The sequence below is a fragment of the Rheinheimera mesophila genome (genome assembly GCF_000986865.1).
GTDB lineage: Bacteria > Pseudomonadota > Gammaproteobacteria > Enterobacterales > Alteromonadaceae > Pararheinheimera > Pararheinheimera mesophila.
The window spans coordinates 53,612-72,687 of sequence record NZ_LAVS01000009.1 but is presented as its reverse complement, the minus strand read 5'-3'; the positions used below and the strand labels follow the sequence as shown (position 1 = coordinate 72,687).

General features: G+C 48.5%; 14 protein-coding genes and 1 pseudogene. 9 read left to right on the top strand and 6 right to left on the bottom strand.

From position 1 onward, the window contains the following. The first annotated feature begins 51 nt into the window (after positions 1-51). Positions 52-1,788, top strand: a complete 1,737-nt coding sequence (gene ggt, locus SD53_RS05545) for a gamma-glutamyltransferase (RefSeq protein ID WP_052749269.1) — start codon at positions 52-54, stop codon at positions 1,786-1,788. A 20-nt stretch (positions 1,789-1,808) separates the two neighbouring features. After that, positions 1,809-2,540, top strand: coding sequence for an enoyl-CoA hydratase (locus SD53_RS05540; protein ID WP_046519233.1), 732 nt, complete (start codon positions 1,809-1,811; stop codon positions 2,538-2,540). Between the two features lie 72 nt (positions 2,541-2,612). On the opposite strand, the gene SD53_RS05535 is transcribed toward SD53_RS05540, so the two are convergent. Next, the gene (locus SD53_RS05535) at positions 2,613-3,056 is read right to left on the bottom strand and encodes a hypothetical protein (protein WP_046519232.1); all 444 of its coding nucleotides are present in this window, start codon (positions 3,054-3,056) and stop codon (positions 2,613-2,615) included. A 105-nt stretch (positions 3,057-3,161) separates the two neighbouring features. Beyond that, positions 3,162-4,133, bottom strand: coding sequence for a cysteine synthase A (gene cysK, locus SD53_RS05530; protein WP_046519231.1), 972 nt, complete (start codon positions 4,131-4,133; stop codon positions 3,162-3,164). Positions 4,134-4,248: 115 nt separating this feature from the next. On the opposite strand from cysK, the gene SD53_RS05525 reads away from it, so the two are divergent. From SD53_RS05525 to SD53_RS05510, 4 genes are all read left to right on the top strand, one after another. Next, entirely contained in the window at positions 4,249-5,094 is an 846-nt protein-coding gene (locus tag SD53_RS05525) for an AAA family ATPase (RefSeq protein WP_046519230.1), read from the top strand. 1 nt (position 5,095) lies between these two features. Continuing rightward, positions 5,096-6,274: a vWA domain-containing protein gene (locus SD53_RS05520; protein WP_046519229.1), complete on the top strand. Its 1,179-nt coding sequence runs from the start codon at positions 5,096-5,098 to the stop codon at positions 6,272-6,274. Positions 6,275-6,333: 59 nt separating this feature from the next. Continuing rightward, the gene (locus SD53_RS05515) at positions 6,334-7,359 is read left to right on the top strand and encodes an RDD family protein (protein WP_046519228.1); all 1,026 of its coding nucleotides are present in this window, start codon (positions 6,334-6,336) and stop codon (positions 7,357-7,359) included. 101 nt (positions 7,360-7,460) lie between these two features. Next, positions 7,461-8,579, top strand: a complete 1,119-nt coding sequence (locus SD53_RS05510; protein WP_046519227.1) for a beta-ketoacyl-ACP synthase III — start codon at positions 7,461-7,463, stop codon at positions 8,577-8,579. Positions 8,580-8,618: 39 nt separating this feature from the next. Here SD53_RS05510 and SD53_RS05505 read toward each other — a convergent pair whose 3' ends face one another. Continuing rightward, the gene (locus tag SD53_RS05505; protein ID WP_046519226.1) at positions 8,619-8,927 is read right to left on the bottom strand and encodes an isoamylase early set domain-containing protein; all 309 of its coding nucleotides are present in this window, start codon (positions 8,925-8,927) and stop codon (positions 8,619-8,621) included. A 428-nt stretch (positions 8,928-9,355) separates the two neighbouring features. Between SD53_RS05505 and SD53_RS05500 the strand changes: the two genes are divergently transcribed. Together SD53_RS05500 and SD53_RS05495 are read left to right on the top strand one after the other, a co-directional pair. Continuing rightward, positions 9,356-10,576: an efflux RND transporter periplasmic adaptor subunit gene (locus tag SD53_RS05500; protein WP_046519225.1), complete on the top strand. Its 1,221-nt coding sequence runs from the start codon at positions 9,356-9,358 to the stop codon at positions 10,574-10,576. Beyond that, positions 10,576-13,764 (top strand): efflux RND transporter permease subunit, encoded by a 3,189-nt coding sequence (locus tag SD53_RS05495; RefSeq protein WP_046519224.1) that lies wholly within the window; start codon positions 10,576-10,578, stop codon positions 13,762-13,764. Before SD53_RS05500 ends, SD53_RS05495 begins: the two co-directional genes overlap by 1 nt. 112 nt (positions 13,765-13,876) lie before the next feature. Here SD53_RS05495 and SD53_RS05490 read toward each other — a convergent pair. The 3 genes and pseudogenes from SD53_RS05490 to pabB all read right to left on the bottom strand — a co-directional run. Beyond that, a pseudogene (locus tag SD53_RS05490) lies at positions 13,877-15,190 on the bottom strand (L-serine ammonia-lyase); the annotation flags it as partial. A gap of 194 nt (positions 15,191-15,384) precedes the next feature. Next, positions 15,385-15,969 carry an NUDIX hydrolase gene (locus SD53_RS05485; RefSeq protein WP_046519223.1) on the bottom strand — a complete coding sequence of 195 codons (585 nt, stop codon included), beginning with the start codon at positions 15,967-15,969 and terminating at the stop codon, positions 15,385-15,387. Between the two features lie 4 nt (positions 15,970-15,973). Then, a complete protein-coding gene (pabB, locus tag SD53_RS05480) occupies positions 15,974-17,365 on the bottom strand; it encodes an aminodeoxychorismate synthase component I (RefSeq protein WP_046519222.1) in 1,392 nt (463 codons plus the stop codon). Between the two features lie 178 nt (positions 17,366-17,543). On the opposite strand from pabB, the gene SD53_RS05475 reads away from it, so the two are divergent. Continuing rightward, positions 17,544-19,064: a fumarate hydratase gene (locus SD53_RS05475; RefSeq protein ID WP_046519221.1), complete on the top strand. Its 1,521-nt coding sequence runs from the start codon at positions 17,544-17,546 to the stop codon at positions 19,062-19,064. Positions 19,065-19,076: the final 12 nt, after the last annotated feature.

The following is a 19,076-nucleotide window of genomic DNA, read 5'->3' as shown; positions in this document are numbered from 1 at the left end:
CCAATTGGCCCGACTAGGTAAGGTAAGAGGCTGTCGTAGATAGGAACAACAATGAGAATAACCAAACCGCAATTTTGGGCTCTGGCAGCAGGCTTGCTGCTGAGCAGTTCTGCTTTATTTGCCGCCATTACCGATCCCGAAGCCACCACGGCTATAGAGCAAAAACAACTGGTAACAGCCAAACATTATATGGTGTCTGGCGCAAACCCGCTGGCCGCCAAAGCCGGTGAACAGATCCTTGCTAAAGGTGGCAGTGCAGTCGATGCTGCTATTGCCATGCAATTGGTGTTGGGGCTGGTGGAGCCGCAAAGTTCAGGCATAGGGGGCGGGTTATTTTTGTTGCATTGGGATAAACAAAAAGCCCGCCTGACGTCCTTGGATGGTCGCGAAACGGCGCCTGCCGCTGCCAGTCCGGATTTATTTGTGGAGCATGGCAAGCTGATGAGCTGGCGTGAGGCTTTTGTCGGTGGCAAATCTGTTGGTGTACCCGGCGTGATCAAAGCTCTGGAGCTGGCGCATCAGCAGCACGGCGTACTGCCATGGGCCGAACTTTTTGCTCCTGCTATCCGGCTCGCAGAGCAGGGCTTTGTGGTGTCGCCTCGTTTAGCGGGTCTGCTTAAAGCCAACTGGAATCCGGGACTGGATAAATTTTCGTCAAGCGCGGCGTATTTCAAAACGGAAGGTCAGTGGTTGCCTGCAGGTTTTATTCGTAAAAATCCTGACTATGCGGCCTTACTGAAGAATATTGCCAAACAGGGCAGTCAGGCTTTTTATCAGGGCGATAATGCCAAAGCCCTGGTTAGCGCAGTGCGGCAGGCCGCGCTGAATGCGGGTCAACTTAGCCTTGACGATCTATCCTCGTATCAACCGAAACAGAGAGACCCTGTTTGTATTCCATACCGCGAATTTAAAATCTGTAGTATGGCTCCGCCAAGTTCAGGCGGCCTGGCGGTACTGCAAATGATGGGAATGCTCTCCCATCAGCCCCTGTCGAAACTCAAGGCTAATTCAGTCGAAGCCGTTCATTTGATCAGTCAGGCAGCTAAACTGGCTTTTGCCGATCGGGAACGTTTTGCTGCTGATCCGGACTTTGTTAAGGTACCGGTTGAAGGCTTGCTGGCGGCGGATTATCTGAAACAACGGGCTGCGTTGTTGACGGCAGCCGAAGGCCCGGCGGCTGAACCCGGTGAGCCACAAGGTGCTGAACCACTCTCCTCTGGTAGCGCGATAGAATTCGCCAATACCAGTCATTTATCTGTGGTCGATAGTAAAGGTAATGCCGTTAGTATGACCACCAGTATCGAAAACGCTTTTGGCTCAGGCATCCTGGTCAATGGGTATTTGCTGAATAACCAACTGACCGACTTTTCGTTGCAGGCGAAAGTGGATGGCTATTGGGTTGCTAACAGAGTCGAGGCCGGAAAAAGACCACGCTCTTCGATGGCGCCAATTATGGTGTTTGATCAGAGCGGTAGCCTGATCTACCTGACAGGCTCTCCCGGAGGCAGTCGCATCATTAACTATGTCGCGCAAAATCTGGTGGCTGTTCTCGATTGGCAGATGGATGTGCAACAAGCCGCCAATTTGCCGCGTTTTAGCCATAGAAATGACGGACTGGTGCTGGAGCAGAATACCAATCTGAGTAAGTTGGTACCGGCATTGCTAGAGCTTGGCTACCAGCCAAAGTTAGCCGACTTAAACAGTGGTATTCATGCGATTAAAATTCACAAAGACCGTTTGGAAGGTGCAGCCGATCCGCGACGTGAAGGCATAGCGGCGGGTCACTAAGGTAAAAATCAGGACAACAGATGAGTATTGACGTAACAATAGAGCAGGGCGTGTTAACCCTGACGCTGAACAGACCAGATAAAAAAAATGCGTTGAACAAGCTGATGTACCAACAACTGGTGCTGCAGTTGCAACGGGCGGCGCAGGATGATGCGGTCAAGGTAGCCCTGCTGCAAGGCTCTGCAGAGTGTTTCTCCTCGGGCAATGATTTAGCGGATTTCTTACAAAGTGGTGAGCTGAACCATACTCACCCTACAGTACAGTTTTTGTATGAGATCGCCCAATTTCCCAAACCTGTAGTGGCTGCGGTTGCTGGTCTGGCGATTGGCATTGGCACCACAGTGCTGCTGCATTGTGATTTAGTCTACAGCACAGCGGATTGCCGCTTTCAGTTGCCTTTCACTCAGTTGGGGTTATGCCCTGAAGCGGGCTCGAGCTTGTTGTTGCCTCTGTTCATAGGGCATCAGCGTGCCAGTAGTCTGTTGTTGTTGTCAGAAGCGATAGACGGTAACGAAGCCTGGCGTCTGGGCTTGGTGAATCAAGTGGTAGCAAAAGATCAACTGCTGGACTTTGCCTTGCAGAAAGCGAAAAAGCTGGCTGCTTTACCTGCAGAGGCAGTACAGAGCAGTAAAAAACTGATGAAAGCGGGCTCTGCTGTACCGCAGAGGATAAGTTTGGAGCTAGCCGATTTTAGCCGTTTATTGCAAGGACCTGATTGTCAAAACCTGATCCGGCAATTTTTTAAAGCTTAACTCGCACCCAGAACACATGGCAGCGACTTTCAGTGTCGCTTGTCTGTGCTCAGGTTTCAGATCGAAGGGCTATCAGACATCCGTTCGTGAATAAGGATTAGGTTTGACCCCTTCGACCAGCCAGCGGCCATCTTCTTTTACCATTTTGACAATACGCAGCTCTATTTTTTTATTGCCGTTGCTTTTACCTTCAAACAGCATGGTAATCTCTGCATGGTTGCCATATTGCTCGCGCAGATTTTTGCCTGTGCGATCAATACTGATGGCGACTTCATCAAAACTCATATTGTACAAGGTGCGCACCACTCCTCTGGTATTGCCGTAGGCATCCAAAATACGCGCATAAGACTCTGTACTCAGCTCCTTGGCTCGCTCTAAATCCTTGGTGGTGTACAGCGAATGAAAAAACTCACCGGCAGCAAACTCGGGAGAGCCTAGATCGGCATTCACTTTGGGTGCATCTTCAGAGCAGGCGAACAGCAGCAATGAGAAAAGTAGCACTAAAATTTTTTGCATTCGTTTTACCCAACTGAAATAAACAAGCTACAGTCTGGGGAAATCTCTGGCAAAAGTAAAGAAAAAGGCCACAAAAGTGGCCTTGGTATATTTCTAAGTACCTGATTAAGCTTGTAATTCGCTTTCGGTAAAGAAGTCGGCAAACAAAGCGCTGGACAAGTAACGTTCTGTAGAGCTTGGAATAATCACTACAATGTTTTTCCCGGCGTTTTCTGGTTTTTCGGCCAGACGTTTAGCGGCCACTACGGCAGCACCGGAAGAAATACCCGCCAGAATACCTTCTTCTTTCATCAGACGGTGTGCCATTGCAATGGCGTCGTCATTGCTAACTGTTTCTACTGCATCGATGACGGATAAATCCAGGTTACCCGGAATAAAACCAGCGCCTATACCCTGAATTTTATGTGGGCCAGGTTTAATTTCCTGACCAGCACGAGCCTGAGTGATCACAGGAGAGTCTGCAGGTTCTACCGCTACACTGATCAGTGGGTGTTTTTTCTCTTGTTTAATATAACGACTAACACCAGTAATAGTGCCACCTGTGCCTACCCCAGCGACGAAGATGTCAATCTTGCCATCTGTATCATTCCAAATTTCAGGACCAGTGGTGTCAAAGTGAATTTGTGGGTTCGCCGGGTTTTCAAACTGCTGTAATAACACGTACTTGTCTGGCTCTGAGGCCAAAATTTCTTTGGCTTTTTCAATTGCACCTTTCATACCCTTAGCGCCTTCAGTCAGCACCAAGTTAGCACCCAAAGCTTTCAGCAGCTTACGGCGTTCTAAACTCATAGTGGCCGGCATGGTCAAAGTTAAGGCGTAACCACGGCTAGCGGCGACAAAAGCCAGGGCGATACCTGTGTTACCCGAAGTGGGTTCAATAATTTCTTTACCGGGACCTAACAAACCTTTTTTCTCGGCATCCCAAATTAACGCCGCACCTAAACGGCATTTTACTGAAAAACTAGGGTTACGGGATTCAATTTTGGCAAATACATTGGCACCGGATGTGACACGCTTTAAGCGGACCAGCGGCGTGTTCCCAATCGAGAGTGAGTTGTCTTCGTAGATCTTTGACATAATAAAAAACCTTCAGGGTCTGATGACTGGTGATAAGAATACTAGCGCCTTGTTAAAACGAAAGAAAAGATTTGATATATGATATTCCCAACTTAAAACGACAAAGCCCTACAGCATGATATTCCAAAGCACAGAACACTATATTGCATCACCAGAGTTGGCCCTGGCCGTAAACGCCGCTGTCACTTTAGAAAAACCTTTATTGATCAAAGGGGAACCCGGCACAGGTAAAACCCGTTTAGCGGAAGAGCTGGCTGCCAGCTTAGGTACTGAACTCATTAACTGGCAAATTAAATCCACCAGTAAAGCTCAGCAGGGCCTGTATGAATACGATGCAGTCTCACGCTTGCGTGATGGGCAGCTTGGCAGCGAGCGGGTTGGTGACATCAATAACTACATCAAACCAGGCAAACTCTGGACTGCTTTTACCGCAGCAAAACGTCCGGTGTTGCTGATTGATGAAATTGACAAAGCCGATATCGAGTTTCCCAATGACTTATTGCACGAACTGGATCGGATGTCTTTCGATGTCTATGAAACAGGTCAGCGTATCACTGCCATACAACGGCCTATTGTCGTCATTACCTCCAATAACGAGAGGGAATTGCCGGATGCCTTTTTGCGCCGCTGTTTTTTCCATTACATCCGTTTTCCGGACAAAGACACCTTAACTCAGATAGTGTTAGCGCATTATCCTACTCTGCAGGCCGATTTACTGACCGCTGCACTGGAGCTGTTTTTTGATTTAAGGGCAGTGGATGCGCTGAAGAAAAAACCATCCACCTCAGAGCTGTTGGACTGGTTAAAGCTGTTAGTGGCAGAGCAAATCTCACCCGCAGTTTTGCGGGATAAACAGCATCAGGGGGGCTTAATGCCGTTGTATGGCGCCTTACTGAAAAACGAGCAGGATCTGGCCTTGCTGGAAAAACTGGCCTTTATGGCCCGCCGCGCTGGCCGCTGATATGTTGGTTTCGTTCTTTTTAACCCTGCGTAAATACGGACTGAAATCCAGTATTACGGAGCTGCTGGATTTACTGAAGGCGCTGCAACATCAACTGATTTTCGCAAGTCTGGATGACTTTTATCTGCTCTCCCGTTTATGTCTGGTCAAAGATGAAAGCCAGTACGATAAATTTGACCGGGCTTTTGCAGACTATTTTGACGGTATAGAGAGTCTGGATCTGGCGGCACTTATACCGGATCACTGGTTGCTGCCAGGCTTGATCCGTCAGCTAAGTGACGAAGATAAAGCCAAATTGGCCTCTTTAGGTGGGCTGGAACAGTTGCTGGAGCAATTTAAACAACGTTTGAAAGAACAGCAGGAAAAACATGCAGGCGGCAATAAATGGATAGGCACTGGCGGCTCTTCGCCTTTTGGCGCTTATGGTTATCATCCCGAAGGCATCAGAGTAGGGCAGCAGGGCAGCGGCCAGCGCCGTGCGGTAAAAGTTTGGGATAAACGCGATTTTAAAGATTTTGATCAAAACGCTGAACTGAATCACAGAGCGATGCAACTGGCGCTGCGGCAACTGCGTCGGTTTGCCCGCACCGGGCAAGCCACAGAGCTGGATTTAACCGGCACTATCAAAGCCACGGCTCAACAAGCGGGCTGGTTGGATTTAAAGTTTCAAAGCGAGCGCCACAATGCAGTCAAGGTGCTGATGTTTTTTGATATAGGGGGTTCGATGGATGATTATATTCATGAATGTGAGCAACTGTTTGCCGCCGCCCGCACTGAATTTAAGCATCTGGAATTTTTCTACTTCCATAACTGCCCTTATGAGCAGGTATGGCGGACTCATCAAAGACGTGCCGCCGATGCCGTCCCTGTCACTCAACTGTTGCAAACCTATCACAGTGATTACAAAGTGATCTTCGTAGGAGACGCCACCATGGGGCCTTATGAGATTACTTATCCCGGGGGCAGTGTCGAGCATTTTAATCCCGAATCCGGTGAAGTCTGGCTGAAACGTTTACTGGCGCATTTTCCTCAGGCTGTCTGGCTGAATCCTCAGCCCCAAGCCTGGTGGGGCCATTATCATTCGATTGCCATACTGCAGAAATTGATGCACAACCAGATGTATGGCATGACGTTGGAAGGCTTAAGCAGCGCGATACGGCACTTGTCAAAGCGGCATTGAAAAGCCAGAGTGATCCAATTAAAGTGGTTTATTCATCAGGTATTTAGCAAGGAATTTTGATGTCGCACCCTCAGCCGGGCCCCCAGGAGATCAGAGAAGTCGCGCCCGACACTTTTGTCGATGAAACCGGGCATCAACTGACAAGCAAAGAAGTTCGGCAAATAGTGACGCCTCATGCTTTTGCGGTCGCTGATGAATTGATAGGTCAGCCATTAGCCAGACCTGTCAGACGTGGCCTAGCAATGGGGATAGATGGTGTGATTATCAGTGGGCTTGCCTCAGCCAGTCTGATTTTTGTGCTACCTATTATGTTGTATTTATGCTGGAACAGATACAAAGCCCAAAAGAAAAATCATTTGTTGCTGATGGTACTGGCCACTCTGGCCATGCTTGGGACCTTAAGCTGGGCACCTGAACTGGTGCAGGAGCAGGAAAAAGCCGCAGTCTCTGATATCCGTTTAACCCCGCATGCGGGTGCTGAGCTGGCGAAAGTATCTCTGGAGTTATCGAGCCAAGACTGTGACTATGCATGTATTGAAGACAAAATAAAACAACTGGCGCTTGAATTGCAGGAGTCCGGAGTGACGGCAGAGCAGCAGCGCGATTTGCTGGATGAGGTGCTGGATATCACTTCACTGCACGGCACTGAAAAACGCGCTTTGCTGGATAAGTATGTCGCACAACCGCAAGTGGTTGCACCGCCCGTAACAGAATCCGTCACAGAGCCAGCCAAAGAAGCATCCTATTCCCTGCTGGATAAACTGAAAAATTCAGATTACAGCCTGATTAAATGGGTCAAAGGTATACTGGCTGATTTTGGTTTAGGCTACGGCTGGGCTATGTTCTATTTTACGTTTTACATCAGTTGGAACAACGGCCAGACCCTTGGCAAGCTGCTGACCCGGATCCGGGTGGTGCAACTGGATAATAAACCCCTGAGCTTATGGGCCTCCTTTAGCAGGCAAGGAGGTTATGGTGCCGGTTTTGCCACCGGGTTGATTGGTTTTGCCCAAATTTTGTGGGACCCAAACCGGCAGGCTATTCAGGACAAGGTCGCCAGTACTGTGGTGATCTATCAGCCCTGAGCTGGCAAAAAGATCGGCAAGGGATGGGACTATTAGGCTAGAATAGCCTGAAATTTAGCAACTCAATAAAAGAAGTTGCATTGATGACAAGGGTATTCTGAATGAAAAATGTGCTGATCAGTGGCTCAGGCCTGTTTACTCCCACCGACACTGTGACAAACGAAGAGCTGGTTGCCAGTTTTAATCAGTATGTTGATTTGTTTAACCAGCAGTATGCGGCTGAAATCGAGGCAGGTGAGATGACTGCGCTGGAGTATTCCAGCTGTGAGTTTATAGAAAAAGCCTCAGGCATTAAATCCCGCCATGTGTTACACAAAGAAGGTATTTTAGACCCGGCTGTGATGATGCCGGTTTTTCCAAAACGGGGTGAAGACGAACATCCTGAAATGGTTGAGATGGCGATAGTAGCAGCAAAGGAAGCTATGGCCCAGGCGGGAAAAACCGCAGCAGATATCGATCTGATCATTTGTGCCGCCTCCAATATGCAGCGGCCTTATCCGGCTTTGTCTATTGAACTGCAACAGGCATTAGGCGCCAAAGGCTATGCTTTTGATATGAACGTGGCTTGTTCCTCTGCCACTTTTGCCATTAGCAATGCGGTAAATGCCATTCGTGGTGGTATGGCCAAAGTGGTACTGGTGGTTAACCCTGAGTTTGCTTCGCCGCAAGTGAATTACACCAGTCGTGACAGTCACTTTATTTTTGGTGACGTTTGCACTGCCACCATCATTGAAGCCGAAGACACGGTCACAGCCGACAATGCCTATCGTATCTTGGGCATGAGCTTAAAAACGGAATTTTCTAACAATATTCGTTGCGATATTGGTTATACCGAACATTGTCACCCGCAAACGGATCCGGAAGCACCGTTTTTTAAGCAGCAAGGTCGTAAGGTGTTTAAAGAATTACTGCCGATAGTGGCAGAGGTGATTTTGGACGAGATGCAGCGTTTAGCCGTGGCGCCCGATGATGTAAAACGCTTGTGGCTGCACCAGGCCAATATCAATATGAACCTGTTTGCGGCAAAAAAAATCTTGGGCCGCGATCCTCTGCCAGAAGAAGCGCCGCTGGTATTAGATACTTACGCTAATACGGCCTCTGCGGGCTCAATTATTGCCTTTCACAAAAATAAAGAAGGCATTCAATCCGGCGAAAAAGCGATTTTATGCTCGTTCGGGGCAGGCTATTCAGTGGGTTGTTTGGTGCTGGAAAAACGCTGACAGTAAGGGGCAGCGCTTCAAATCCTGCCCCTTATCGTTTTACAACTGAACAACAGAGTTTTGCTCATAGCTGACCTGAGTCGGTACATAAGCATCGGCTTCTTCATCATTTAGCCAGGTTTGACCGTCTACTACATATCTGAACTGATACTGCTTTGCTTTGTCTAGATTTAAGCTGGCGGTAAAGTCCCCCGTTTTGGTCTTTTTCATCAAAACGGCCTGCGGATCCCAGTTATTAAAGTCGCCCGCCACAGCCACAGTTTCCGCCTGTGGATACTGATGACCTGCAAATGTAAAAGTCACTTTGCAGACTGGTTTAGTTTTTAAATACTGTTTACTGATACTCATAGCCGCTTCCTTCCTGAATTACTGTGGGTAGAAAACCATACTGTATTGCCTGGTCATGACAATACGATGTATGAAAAACAACCAGACTTCGGTCAGATCCACCATAACCAAGCGAACAGAGTCCCCAAAAGAACTTTCTGGAATGGCTATAGATTAATTAGCTATTTACCTGTAACAGCCCGACTGAAGTTGTAACCAAATATGTCGGAACTTCACACTGTATGGTCGGCGAAAATTTGCTCACAAAGGCCCGGTCCCTCTGCAAGGCTTGTGGATTAAGGCATGACCTTAGATAGACCTAAAGGAAACACCTGGTAGGTCCGACGCCGGTCGTGACGTCGAATAAAAACCTTAACATCTGTACCTGCAGTTCCGGCGTACAGGAAGGTAAAATATCGGCAACATCTAGTGTGACGAAAGGACTAAAAATGGCAGGCAAGTGGGTAAAAGCTGGGGTTCCCGTAATAATTGTGCTGGGTGCTGTAGCTATAGCGGCAGCACTGGTGGCAGGAAAAAAACCACCAGAGCAAAAAAAAGAAACACGTAAAGATTTATTTGTTGAAGTTAAACCTGTCAGCCGACAAAACCTGACCTATCAGGTCTGGTCGCAGGGGTCGGTACAACCTAAGGTCATCACCAGCCTGACCTCTGAAGTCAACGGTGTGATTGTTAAAGTGGCCGACAATTTTATTGAAGGTGGTTTTTTTCGGGCTGGAGACTTATTGATCCAGGTGGAGCAATACGACTATCAAACGGCAGTCAAATTGGCAGAAGCCAATCTGGCAAGGGCTCAGGCGTTGTTAGAAGAGGAAAAAGCCCGGGGCAAAGTAGCCGCTAAAGAGTGGAGTGAGTTCAGCGCAGGTAAGGCGCCGGAATTAGGTTTGCGTCGTCCGCAGTTGGCGCAGGAGCTGGCCAATGTCCGCTCCGCTGAAGCTGAGCTTGAGAATGCCCGCCGTAATTTGATCCGTACTGAAATACGAGCTCCCTACGATGGCATCGTCAAGCTGAAAAACGCCAATATTGGTCAGTTCATCAGTCGTGGTTTTAATCTGGGCACCATCTATGGCACTGATGTAGCGGAAGTGCGTCTGCCATTGTCAGATAACGATGTGGGTTATTTAAATATGCCCGGTTTTACAGCCTCAGAACAGCAACAGCCAGAAGTATTGTTGTCGGCCGAGGTGGCCGGACAGCAACTGAACTGGCAGGCCAGACTGGTGCGCACTGAGGGCATGCTGGATGATGAAAACCGGGTTATTTATGCCGTAGCGGAAGTGAAAGATCCCTATCGATTAAAGTCAGATGGTCAGGCGCCGCTACGTTTTGGTCGTTTTGTCAAAGCCCGTATTGATGGCAAGACAGCGGACAATCTGGTGTTGGTGGAACGGCATTTATTAAAGCCTGACCACAAAGTCCTCACCATGAGTAAAGACAACAAGCTACATATCCGCTCAGTCACAGTGCAGCGTATGGATGAAGAATACGCGTATATCAGCTCGGGTTTAGACACAGGGGAGCATTTGGTTTTAACAGCCATTGCAAATCCTTTGGAAGGTATGGCGCTGCGCACTTCGGTTGATCCTGTTTTGGATGATGTCGAACAGGAAAAAACCGCCATAGCGGCGACTGAAAATGGAGAAAAACGCTGATGCAGCCGCTGGATCAAACGCACAAAGGCTGGTTAGCCTGGTTTGCCCGCAACAGCGTGGCATCAAACCTGTTAATGGTTATTTTATTACTGGCAGGTATGGTCAGTGTATTCACTATTAAAAAACAGACCTTTCCTGAAATTCAGTTAGAGCAGGTGACTATTCGGGTGCCTTATTTAGGCGCAGCCCCCCAGGAGGTGGAAGAGGGCATAGTCGATAAAATTGAGGAATCATTACGAAGTCTTAATGGCATTAAAAAAATCCGCTCTAACGCAGTCGAAGGCTTAGCCACAGTCAATGTGGAAATTAAATCTGGTTACGATATTCAGGAAGTGATGAACGAAATTAAGATGCAGGTGGACTCCATCTCGTCTTTTCCGGAGCAAACCGAACGTCCGGTGATTTATCACACCAAGTTTCAAAGCAATGTGTTGTGGTTGTCCGTCTATGGCGATACGGACCAACGTGGCTTAAAAGAGTTTGCCAAAGATGTTCGTGACGAGCTGAAGAAGCTACCAGGTGTCAGCAAAGTTGAAGTAGTGGGCGCTTTGGATTACGAAGTCTCTATTGAAGTATCCGAGCACAAGTTGCGTGAATACGGTCTTACCTTTAACCAGATTGTCAGTGCAGTGCGAGGCAGCTCAGTCGATTTACCGGGTGGGTCCATTAAAGCCGATAACGGTAACATTTTACTGCGAGCTAAAGGTCAGGCTTATCGTCAGCAGGACTTTGCCGACATAGTGCTGATCAATAGAGCGGACGGTACCCGACTGCTGTTAGGGGATATCGCCAGAGTTAATGATGGCTTTGTCGAAATGGAGTCTTTTTCCACGTTCAACGGTAAGCCGTCGGTCTCTATCAAAGTAGATGCGGTGGGCGAAGACAATACCCTGAAAATTGCGGCTGCAGTGAAAGACTACGTCCAGAAGAAAAAAGCTGATTTACCCGACAGTATGAACATTGATTACTGGGGCGATTCGAGTTATTACCTGCAAGGTCGGCTGGATCTGATGACGGACAATATGCTGATGGGGGCGTTACTGGTCCTAATCAGTCTGACCTTGTTTTTAGAATTCCGTGTCGCTTTTTGGGTGATGGTGGGAATTCCGGTGTGTTTTCTTGGTACCATAGCGCTGATGCCGTTGTCGATGTTTGATGTGTCGATCAATATGATCAGCCTGTTTGGTTTTATTCTGGTGCTGGGGATACTGGTGGACGACGCCATCATCATAGGAGAGAGCGCCTACACCGAAATTGAGAAGTACGGCAAGTCGGCTGAAACCGTGATCCGGGGCGCGCAGCGCGTCGCTATGCCTGCTACCTTTGGCGTGCTGACCACCATAGCGGCTTTTATTCCTATGCTGATGGTGGGGGGCCCCCAGGGGCCTATCTGGGAGTCTATTGCCTGGGTGGTAATTTTATGTTTGATGTTCTCCATGGTTGAATCCAAGTTTATTTTGCCTGCGCACTTAATTGCGATGGACAGTAAACCCTGGGATCCAGAGCGCAATGGCTTGTTTTATAGCGCAGGCCGCTCTTGCAGCAATGGCTTGAAATGGGTGCGGACAAAAGTATCAGGTGCGACGGACCGTTTTGTTTATGGTCGTTACCAAAGAGCGATTGCCTGGTGCATCGAGTATCGCTACATCACAGCAACCAGCTTTTTTGCCATGATGGTGCTGATGATAGGGTTAATGGCCGGCGGTCATGTGCGCTGGGTGTTTTTCCCTAATATTCCGAGTGACTTTATTAACGCCAATTTAACTATGATGGAGGGATCCTCTGGTCAGGCGACAGTGCAGGCTATGCGGCAGTTGGAAGCCGCTTTGGTGAAAACCAATGAGCAGATTATCGCCAAAGGCGAAGAGGGCCTGGTAAAACATCGGTTAACTTTTACCGAATCTGACACTCGCGGTGAACTTGTGATTGAGCTGGAGAAAAGTGAGGGACGTGACATCGATGCCAATGAGTTTGTCCGATTATGGCGCGAACAAATTCCGGAAATCGCAGGGGTAAAAACACTGCAGATTTTCTCCTCTACCAGCGGCGGTGGCGGCGGCGATATTTCATTTCAGTTAAAAAGCAAAGAGCTGGAGCAGTTAAGGTTAGCCACCGAAGAGCTGAAAACTGCGATGAGCGCTTATCAGGGCGTTTATGACATCGAAGACAGTATCAGTGGGGGTAATGATGAAATAGTGCTGAAAATCAAACCTCAGGCCGAAGCTTTGGGGATCAGCTTGTCGGATTTAGCCACACAAGTACGACAAGGTTTTTATGGCGCCGAAGCACAACGTATCCAGCGCGATGGCGAGGAAGTCAAAGTGATGGTGCGTTATCCAAAAGAAGAGCGTCGTTCTGTCGGCAATCTGGAGAATATGAAAATTCGTACTGCCTCTGGTGCTGAAGTGCCATTTTCCCAGGTGGCTGAGTACACAGCGCAACCGAGTTATTCAGCCATCAACAGGGTAGACGGCGAACGTTCTGTCACTATCAGCGCTTCAGTGGATAAAGCTTTGGCTGAGCCGATGAAGATCACCAAAGAGTTGCAGGAAAAAGTACTGCCGCAGCTTGCGCAAAAATACGGTATTGAAACAGCGCTGGAAGGGGCCAGTCTGGAAGAAGCAGATGCGATGACCGACTTAGCTTTGGGATTCCTGTTGGCTCTGTTTGTGATTTATGCGCTCTTGGCGATACCACTGAAATCCTATACGCAGCCACTGATTATTATGTCCGTGATCCCTTTTGGTTTAATCGGCGCCATTTTAGGCCATATGATGCTGGGTTTGAGTGTCAGCATTATGTCCTTATTTGGTTTGATTGCATTGGCTGGCGTTGTGGTGAATGATTCATTGGTGATGGTGGATTTTGTCAATGAGTCGCGCCGCAGTGGCATGCCATTAAAAGACGCTGTGATAGGTGCCGGTACCCGCCGCTTCCGGCCTATTATGCTGACCTCCCTGACCACTTTCTTAGGTTTGGCGCCTATAGTGCTGGAAAAAAGCTTACAAGCGCAAATTGTAGTGCCAATGGCGGTGTCACTGGCCTACGGTATTTTATTTGCCACGGTGATCACTTTGCTGTTGATCCCCGCTTTGTATGTGATTCTGGATGACTTTTTGGGTATGTTTAAAAGCAAAAAAGTAGAAGAAACAACCTATCCGGTAGATGAGTTGCCGCTGCAGAAATAATAGAACGCAGCATAAAAAAACCGCCGGAAGGCGGTTTTTTTATGGACATTGATGTTGCAACGGGGCGAGGGCACGTAGCCAACGAAGCTGCAGCGTCAAGGACGCAGGGGATTTAGCATTCGATGATGTTAACGGCTAACCCACCACGCGACGTTTCTTTGTATTTGCTCTGCATATCGCGGCCTGTGTCCCACATGGTTTTAATCACTTTATCCAAAGTCACCTTGTGTTCGCCGGTGCCACGCAAAGCTAAACGTGAAGCGTTGATGGCTTTAATCGCACCCATGGCGTTACGTTCAATACAAGGCACCTGGACTAAACCGCCAACAGGATCGCAGGTTAAACCTAAGTTATGCTCCATACCGATTTCAGCGGCGTTTTCGACATGATCAACAGAACCGCCCAGAATTTCAGTTAGAGCACCTGCTGCCATAGAGCAGGCGACACCCACTTCGCCCTGACAACCTACCTCAGCACCAGAGATAGAAGCATTCTTCTTATACAAAATACCAATAGCGGCCGCTGTGAGCAGGTAACGGCAATAGATATCCGCGGTGACAGGTTGAATGTATTTGTCGTAATACATCAGCACGGCCGGAATAATACCGGCTGCCCCATTGGTTGGAGCTGTGACGACACGGCCACCAGCGGCGTTTTCTTCATTGACTGCCAGGGCAAATAAGTTGACCCAATCCATCACCTGCAGAGGATCTGCGCTTTTTTCTGCCATTAAACGTTTATGCAGGGCAGGGGCGCGGCGTTTTACTTTTAAACCACCAGGTAAAATGCCCTCAGTACGAATACCCCGTTGTACGCAGTCGTACATGGTTTGCCAGATTTTACCCAGCTCGTCCTGAATTTGTTGTTCACTGCGCAGCACTTTCTCGTTTTCCATCATCAAACCTGCGATGGATAAACCGTTTTCTTTACAGAGTTTCATCAGCTCGGCGCCGCTTTCAAACGGGAAAGGTGGTGGATTATTGGCGGCAAACTGACTGGCGGCTTCTTTTTCTTTGGCAAAATCTTCAGCTTTGACAATAAAACCACCACCAATAGAGAAATAAATTTCGCTGAATATCACCTCATGACCGGCATACGCAATTAGTTCCATGCCGTTGGAATGCTCTTTTAAGGTTTTACGACGGTGAAAGACGATGGCGCCTTCGCGTGGGAACGAGACGTAATGTTTTTGATCCAGCAGAATTTGTTGGCTTTCATCCACTGTTTTTAACAGTGCAGGTATGGCATCAGGGTTAATATCTTCCGGTAAAAAACCTGATAAACCTAAAATCACTGCTTTGCCCGTACCATGACCAATACCGGTTTGACCTAAGGAACCAAACAGCTCAGCTTTCACGCTGGTCACTTGCTCGAATAAACCCGCAGCTTGCAGATTTTCACAGAATTTTTTCGCAGCACGCATTGGGCCTACGGTATGAGAACTGGATGGGCCAATACCAATGCTGAACATATCAAAAGCACTAATAATCATTCGGATCCTACTTTTCGTTATAAGAATTGGGCGCCATTCTAACGGAAGCCGATTGATTTCGTAACTCACCTGGTAACTGGTCGGTGCTTATTACAGCAGAAACTCTGTACGGTGCTGTGCTGATTTAGTTACAGCGACTGGGGGGACTGGTGAAAAACCAGTTGTTGCTTTAAAGAATAAAGGATGGCTGCCGTTGCCCCCCAGATCAGATGAGGGCCATAGGGGATAAAGTGAACCAAGTGCGACTGGCCATGCATGGCAAAATGTTCACTGTGGGTATTTTGTGGATCTATTACAAAAGACAAAGGAAGCCAAAAGGCAGATTCTACTTCAGAGGATTGCAGCTTCAGTTCAACGTCACAGGTCAAAAGAGCAATCCAGGGCTGAATGAAAAAGCCTGTGCCTGTGGCATAGCCTGGCAATTGTCCAATCAGGTCCAGTTGCTCTGGTGCAATACCGGTTTCTTCAAAGGTTTCCCGCAGTGCGGCCTGATGGCTTTGCTCATGCGCTTCAATTTTGCCACCGGGAAAACTGATCTGGCCAGGGTGATGGCGCAACTCAGAACTACGTTTGGTTAGCAGTAGCTGCAGCTCTCCCTGATAGTCCCGCAGCACAATCAGAACAGCGGCAGCTTTACTTTGTTTTATTTGCAATAACGCAGCCGGTCTGGCGGGTTGAAGTATAAAACTCTGCAGAAACTGCTGCCGGTTCATTTGATTAATCCGCTGAATGAACAACTGTCGCCTGAGTCAATAAAGGCAAGATTTTATTCACTTTGTGGAAGGTTTCCTGGTACTCGGCATCGACCATGGAGTCTGCCACTATGCCACCACCAGCCCAGCAATACACTTTACCTTGTGTCATCACTAAAGTTCGGATAGCGATGTTGGTATCCATATCGCCCTGACTGTTGATATAGCCGATCGCACCACAGTACACAGAACGGCAGTTGGGTTCTAGCTCAGCGATAATTTGCATGGCCCGCACTTTGGGCGCGCCAGTGATGGACCCCCCCGGAAAAGCGCCGCGTAACAAGTCACTGGCATCGGCATTGGGGCTTAAGGTTCCCGTGACGGTGCTGACCAGATGATGCACAGCAGGAAAAGATTCAATAGCAAACAGAGCCGGAACTTTTACCGTACCTGGCACACAATGTTTACCTAAATCGTTGCGCAACAAATCGACAATCATCACGTTTTCGGCCCTGTCTTTGGGGGCGGCCTGCAGCTCTTCGGCGCTTTGTTTATCAAGCTGCGCATCGGCAAAACGCGGTCTGGTGCCTTTTATCGGTTTAGTTTCAACCTGTCCGGCTTTGAGCTGTAAAAAGCGCTCCGGCGATACACTGAGCACTGCGCCTTGGGGCAAGCGTAAAAAGGCAGAAAATGGTGCAGCATTTTTACTGCGTAAAGTTAAGTAGGCCTGCCATTCGTCGCCGTGGTAACTGGCTTCAAAGCGCTGGGCTAAATTAATCTGATAACAGTCGCCGCTTTTCAGGTAGTTTTGGATCTGCTCAAACTTTTGGCAATAGCTGGCCTTGTCCATATTAGCTTGCCATGCTGAGTTCAGCGCAAAGGAGGTATGGCGGGCAGTTTTGTGAAAAAACTGCGATGTCTCTGCCCAGTGCTCTGCGGCATTCCCCCGGTAATCCACATACCATAATTGCTTGTGTTGTTTATCTAAAATCAGTGCCCAGAGGTAAATGCCAATGGCCATATCGGGCAATAAAGCGCCCGCATCTGCGGCTTGCGGCACAGGTTCGATCACAGAACCTAAGTCATAGCCAAAATAACCCAACGCGCCACCGACAAAAGGTAAGTCTGGGGCCTCTGAGCGTATGGGTTTATGCGGAAAATAGCGGCCGATCAGTTGCTGCAAGGCAGCAAAAGGGTCCATCTGCAGGCACTGGTGTTGGCCATTTTCAGTTTGAGTTAACTGGGCATGCTGATACACCAGAGTGGCAACAGGCCGGGCCACCAGAATATCAAAACGACTATTGATATGATGGTTTGCCGCTGAGTCAAGCAACATTGCCCAGGGTTCTGCGGCGACGGCAGCAAAATACTGCAGCAGATCGGCTGCCTGAACATCTAATTTAAAAAACTGTGACATACATCGTCTCATAAAACAGGCTAATTCCGGCAAAAATACGCCTGCTGACTAGCCGCTGGATCTGTTGCGCTGTATGATATCAGCCCAACCTACATTATGAATACAACAAAAGCCGTCGGTCTGGGTGCAGAGCAGACTGAGGGCCGATTAATCATTACTTTGGAAGGGTACAGATCACATGACCGTCATTCGTCAACAAGACTTTATCGACAGCATCGAAGATGCACTGCAGTACATCTCTTTTTATCACCCGTTGGATTTCGTCCAGGCGCTGGAAAAGGCCTATCACAAAGAACAAAATCAAGCCGCCAAAGACGCTATAGCTCAAATTCTGATCAACTCCCGTATGTCGGCAGAAGGCAACAGACCTATTTGTCAGGACACCGGCATTGTGACCTGTTTTGTGAAAATAGGTATGGATGTCAAATGGGATAAAACCGATATGACTGTGCAGCAAATGGTGGATGAAGGCACACGCCGTGCGTACCTGAACCCACACAATCCGCTGCGCGCTTCTATAGTAGCCGACCCTGCTGGGATGCGTAAAAACACCCAGGACAATACCCCTGCTGTGGTGCATATCGATATGATCCCAGGGCACCATGTCGAAGTGGCGATTGCAGCCAAAGGCGGCGGTAGCGAAAACAAAACCAAAATGGTGATGCTCAACCCATCGGATTCAGTGGTGGAATGGGTGCTGGAAACCTTACCAAAAATGGGCGCTGGCTGGTGTCCGCCCGGCATGTTAGGCATAGGCATTGGTGGTACAGCAGAAAAAGCCGCAGTGCTGGCTAAAGAAGCGCTAATGGAGCCTGTCGATATTCAGGACCTGCTGGAAAAAGGTGCAGAAACTGCTGATGAAAAACTACGCCTGGAGCTGTACGACAAAGTCAACAAACTGGGTATTGGTGCTCAGGGTTTAGGTGGCTTAACCACAGTGGTGGACGTGAAAATCAAGTCTGTTGCCACTCATGCGGCGTCAAAACCTGTGGTGATGATCCCCAACTGTGCGGCAACCCGTCATGTGCATTTCCATTTAGACGGTTCAGGCCCTGCGGTGCTAACACCGCCTAAGCTGGAAGACTGGCCGGAAGTGACCTGGGAGCTGGGTACCAATGTGCGCCGCGTCAATTTAGATACTGTGACTCCTGCTGATGTACTGGAATGGAAAGCGGGTGAAACTGTGTTGCTGTCAGGCAAAATGCTGACAGGCCGTGACGCAGCGCATAAACGTATTGCTGATATGTTAGCCAAAGGCGAAGCGCTGCCAGAGGGCGTCGACTTTAAAAACCGTTTTATCTACTACGTTGGCCCTGTCGATGCGGTAGGTTCAGAAGTGGTAGGTCCTGCAGGCCCAACCACAGCCACCCGGATGGATAAATTCACCGACATGATGTTAGGCCAGTGCGGCTTACTAGGCATGATTGGGAAGTCTGAACGTGGTGATAAAACCGTTGATAGTATTAAACAGCACAAAGCGGTGTACTTAATGGCGGTCGGTGGTGCTGCCTATTTAGTTTCTAAAGCTATTAAAAAATCCCGTGTGGTCGCTTTCGCCGATTTAGGGATGGAAGCGATTTATGAGTTTGAGGTGCAAGACATGCCGGTGACTGTGGCGGTTGACAGTCAGGGAAATAACGTGCATAAACAAGGACCTGCTATTTGGAAAGTGAAGATAGCTGAACTTGCCAATACCTAAAATTAATAAACA